The organism is Alphaproteobacteria bacterium, assembly GCA_035625915.1.
Taxonomy (GTDB): Bacteria; Pseudomonadota; Alphaproteobacteria; order JACZXZ01; family JACZXZ01; genus DATDHA01.
The window spans coordinates 1-4,126 of record DASPOR010000066.1 but is presented as its reverse complement, the minus strand read 5'-3'; the positions used below and the strand labels follow the sequence as shown (position 1 = coordinate 4,126).

5 protein-coding genes are annotated in these 4,126 nt (G+C 60.1%); 2 read left to right on the top strand and 3 right to left on the bottom strand.

Going from position 1 to position 4,126, the window contains the following annotated elements; translation table 11 throughout:
* The first annotated feature begins 386 nt into the window (after positions 1-386).
* Complete coding sequence (locus tag VEJ16_05875; GenBank protein HYB09177.1) at positions 387-614, top strand: hypothetical protein; 228 nt, start codon at positions 387-389, stop codon at positions 612-614.
* A 209-nt stretch (positions 615-823) separates the two neighbouring features.
* Positions 824-1,027, top strand: a complete 204-nt coding sequence (locus tag VEJ16_05870) for a hypothetical protein (protein ID HYB09176.1) — start codon at positions 824-826, stop codon at positions 1,025-1,027.
* Positions 1,028-1,151: 124 nt separating this feature from the next.
* Here the strand turns inward: VEJ16_05870 and grxD are convergent, their stop codons facing one another.
* The 3 genes from grxD to purL are packed head-to-tail and all read right to left on the bottom strand — an operon-like array spanning position 1,152 to position 4,007.
* A complete protein-coding gene (gene grxD / locus VEJ16_05865) occupies positions 1,152-1,490 on the bottom strand; it encodes a Grx4 family monothiol glutaredoxin (protein ID HYB09175.1) in 339 nt (112 codons plus the stop codon).
* A 26-nt stretch (positions 1,491-1,516) separates the two neighbouring features.
* A complete protein-coding gene (locus VEJ16_05860) occupies positions 1,517-1,753 on the bottom strand; it encodes a BolA family transcriptional regulator (protein ID HYB09174.1) in 237 nt (78 codons plus the stop codon).
* A gap of 4 nt (positions 1,754-1,757) precedes the next feature.
* Positions 1,758-4,007, bottom strand: coding sequence for a phosphoribosylformylglycinamidine synthase subunit PurL (gene purL, locus VEJ16_05855; GenBank protein ID HYB09173.1), 2,250 nt, complete (start codon positions 4,005-4,007; stop codon positions 1,758-1,760).
* Positions 4,008-4,126: the final 119 nt, after the last annotated feature.

Here is a 4,126-nt window from a genome sequence, read left to right as displayed (position 1 = left end):
GCGCGGATGTGAACGTCCAGACGCGCAACAGCAAGCAGACAGCGGCGGCTCCAAGCGTTTTACACAATTACAATATTATATAATAAAATACTAATAACATATTTCAAGAAAGATAAGCTATCAGCGATATCGGTCGGCGCTTTAAAACGTTTTCGCGGCTCTATTGTGAAAATCGAAAAACAATATTGATACTAGGTGTATCGTTTTTCTATGGCTAAGACATCGTTGCGTTCTTATACTTCGGGCTGCCTTTGCAGGGATCGTTTTTTGTTGGATCGCGATATCGCCGACGTCGGGTTCCGCCTGCAATCGCGCCACGCGGCGTCGAGCCATGAACGCTCCGATGCGCATCGTCAAATGGCTAAGGGAAAGAAAGGACGCACTCAATGGAAGCAAACGCAAATCCTGCAATTCGCGAGCTAAGCGCTGGCGAGGTGGAATTCGTCAGCGGTGCTAACCAATCCTTATTTGGAGCCATAAATCAAGGTTTTGGTAAGGTTGCTTGGTGGATCGGTGTAGCAGGGGATTATTATTTTGGCGGGGCTCTAGGCGAAGGTTACCTCTTTCATGCTTCGGCGGCGCAGGAGGCGCAGCAGAGTCAAGGTTGGTTTTGAGTGCTTGCTGGGATCACGGGTGGTCGGGGGTCGGGAGGCCCGGCGTCTCGTCGACCTCTTCCAAAAGGTTGCCGAGCGATGCATGTTTGCTCGCCCGGCAAGCACCTTTTGGTAATCCCGAGCGAGGTGTCGCAAACGAACGGGCATCACGACGGCCACGCAAAACCGAATCGCGGCAAAATCGCCGCGTGCAAGAAAGGACGCACACAATGAAGACAAACGCTAATTCTGGAATTCGCGCGTTGAATGTCGAGGAACTGGAGCTTGTCGGTGGTGGGAACGATGCATTCACCAACGGGATCAGAACTTATGACTGGTGGTTCAGAGTGGCCGCCGATTATTGGTTCAATGCCGAGGGGGGTTCCGCTTTCCACGCATCGAATGCAACGCAGCAAGGCTATGTAAATCAGTAGCGGCCGAACGAAACCTCAACATTCGATATGGGCTGCGAAAAGGGCAGGCCGCGATAGAAAAAAGGGCCGCCCGATGGCGGCCCTTTTCGATTGGCGTTTCAGTTGGCGTCAAAAATGCGCGCCTTCACGCGGCCTTTGTCTGAATGCCATGATTCTTGAGCACCTCGGCCAGCTCACCCGACTGATACATCTCGCGCACAATGTCGCAACCCCCGATGAAATCGCCCTTCACGTAAAGCTGCGGAATTGTCGGCCAATTCGAGAACTCCTTGATCCCCTGCCGGATGTTCGGATCGGACAGCACGTCGACACCCTTGAATTTCACGCCCATGTGGGTGAGCACCTGGACGACGGCGGCGGAGAAGCCGCATTGGGGGAACACCGGCGTGCCCTTCATGAAAAGCACAACCTCGTTCTCGTCGATCTCCTTCTTGATCTGCTCGACTATGGAATTCTCGGCCATGATGTTGTCACCTGTATTTGTTGTCGTCAGTCCGGGGGTGCGGTCGTTTGAATCGCGAGGGCATGAAGCTCGTTGCCCATTCGCCCGCGCAGCGCCTGGAACACCATCTGATGCTGCTGCACGCGCGTCTTGCCCTTGAATTGGGCCGAAACGACGTGCGCCGCGTAGTGGTCGCCGTCGCCGCGCAAATCCTCGATGGAGATCTGAGCATCGGGGAGCGCCTCCTTGATAAGGCGCTCAATCTCGCCTGCCGACATCGCCATCGCGTCAACTCTCCTCATCCGGCATCGTATCGGGACCGGCCATAAAATCGGGCAGCCAGCCCTCGTGCGTGCGCCGGAGGTCGGCCACCGATATAGGTCCGGCGCCCAAAACTGTCAATTCGGCTCCACCCGTGTGACCGAGGAGGGCGGCATCGACGCCGGCCGATCTCGCGGCGGCCAGAAACCCCTCGCCATCAGCTGTGGTGACGAGATAGCGTCCTTGATCCTCCCCGAAGAGCCAGGCATGGAGCGGGGGGATATCCTTGGGTGGCGCAATCGTACAGCCGACCCGACCCGCCATTGCCATCTCGGCGAGGGCGACGTATAGGCCGCCGTCCGAGATGTCATGGCAGGCTGTCGCAAGCCCATCGAGGATCATTTTGCGCACGAAATCGCCATTCCTGCGCTCGATGGCAAGATCGACCGGGGGTGGAGCGCCTTCCTCGCGCCCGTGAATCTCCCGCAGATAGATCGAAGAGCCCAGCCAGCCGCCGGTGCGGCCGATCAGGACGATTGCTTGGCCAGGTGCCGGGAAAGCGATACGGACGGCCTTCTCATAGTCCTCGATGAGGCCCACGCCGCCGATCACGGGGGTAGGGAGGATGCTTTGTCCGCTCGTCTCGTTGTAGAGGGAGACGTTGCCCGAGACGACGGGGAAATCGAGCGCTTCGCACGCCGCGGCCATGCCCTGGATGCAGCCCGCGAATTGGCCCATCACCTCGGGCCGTTCAGGATTGCCGAAGTTCATGTTGTCGGTGACCGCAATCGGCAGAGCACCGGTCGCGGTGATGTTGCGATAGGCTTCGGCGACGGCTTGAGCGCCACCTTGCACTGGATCGGCCGAGCAATAGCGCGGCGTGCAATCGCTCGTGACCGCGATGGCTTTCCTTGTGCCATGGACGCGAACGAGGGCTGCGTCTCCGCCTGGCCGGATCACGGTATCGGCCATGACGGTGTGGTCGTACTGCTCCCAAATCCATCGACGGCTGCAAAGGTCGGGCGAGCCGATGAGCTGGAGAAGGGTCGCGCGCAAATCGGCGGGCGGAGCAACCGATGCCGGCGTCAATTCCCGTCGTGGCTTCGGAATCGCGTAAGGGCGGCGATAGATCGGAGCGCGGTCGACGAGTGGGCCAAGCGGAATGTCGCACCAGGTCTTGCCTTGCATCTTGAGCACGAGCCGCCCGCTATCGGTCAGCCGTCCGATCACGGCGAAATCGAGCTCCCATTTCTCGAACACCTCGCGCGCAAGCGACTCGCGGCCCGGGCTCAGCACCATCAGCATGCGCTCCTGGCTTTCCGAGAGCATGATCTCGTAAGGCGTCATGCCGCCTTCGCGCAGCGGAACACGATCGAGATCGAGCTCGATGCCGGTGCCGCCCTTTGACGCCATCTCGACCGAGGAGCTGGTCAGGCCCGCAGCCCCCATGTCCTGGATCGCAACGATGGCGTCGGTCTCCATAAGCTCGAGGCAGGCTTCGATCAAAAGCTTCTCCGTGAAGGGATCGCCCACCTGAACGGTCGGGCGCTTCTCCTCAGCGCGTTCGTCGAACACGGTTGACGCCATGGTGGCGCCGTGAATGCCGTCTCGCCCGGTCTTCGAGCCTACATAGACGACTGCGTTGCCGACCCCGGCCGCGGCCGAATAGAAGATCCGGTCCTTGCGTGCCAGTCCCACGGTCATCGCGTTCACGAGAATGTTGCCGTTATAGGCGGCATGGAAGTTGCACTCGCCCCCCACGGTCGGGATGCCGACGCAGTTGCCGTAGTCGCCGATCCCGGCGACGACCCCCGCCACAAGGTGCCGCGTCTTGGGATGGTCCGGGCTGCCGAAGCGGAGCGCGTTCAGATTTGCGATCGGACGGGCGCCCATCGTGAAAACGTCGCGCAAGATGCCGCCGACGCCAGTGGCAGCACCCTGGTAGGGCTCGATGAAGGAGGGATGATTGTGGCTTTCCATCTTGAAGACGATCGCCTGGCCGTCGCCGATGTCGACGACCCCCGCGTTCTCGCCCGGGCCGCAAATGACCCGCGGACCCGCTGTCGGGAGTTTCTTGAGCCAGACCTTCGACGATTTATAGGAACAATGCTCGCTCCACATGACCGAAAAGATGCCGAGTTCGGTGATCGTCGGCGTGCGGCCGAGGGATTCGAGGACAACCACGTACTCGTCCGGCGTCAATCCGTGATCGGCAACGGTCGTGGGTGTGATCTCGGGTTCCGCTCGGCCGGGCGGGCCGTCTTCGGCAGCGCTCACGAGAGCGCCTCGGCGATTCCGTCGAACAAGGCTTTGCCGTCGCACCCGCCGAGGGCAGGGTCCGCCAACCGCTCCGGGTGCGGCATCAGACCGAGGATCGTCTTCGATTCGTTGAAGAT

Coding starts and splice junctions, on each gene's coding strand:
- VEJ16_05875 (HYB09177.1), top strand. CDS start 387: ATGGAAGCAAACGCAAATCCTGCAATTCGCGAGCTAAGCGCTGGCGAG.
- VEJ16_05870 (HYB09176.1), top strand. CDS start 824: ATGAAGACAAACGCTAATTCTGGAATTCGCGCGTTGAATGTCGAGGAA.
- grxD (HYB09175.1), bottom strand. CDS start 1,490: ATGGCCGAGAATTCCATAGTCGAGCAGATCAAGAAGGAGATCGACGAG.
- VEJ16_05860 (HYB09174.1), bottom strand. CDS start 1,753: ATGGCGATGTCGGCAGGCGAGATTGAGCGCCTTATCAAGGAGGCGCTC.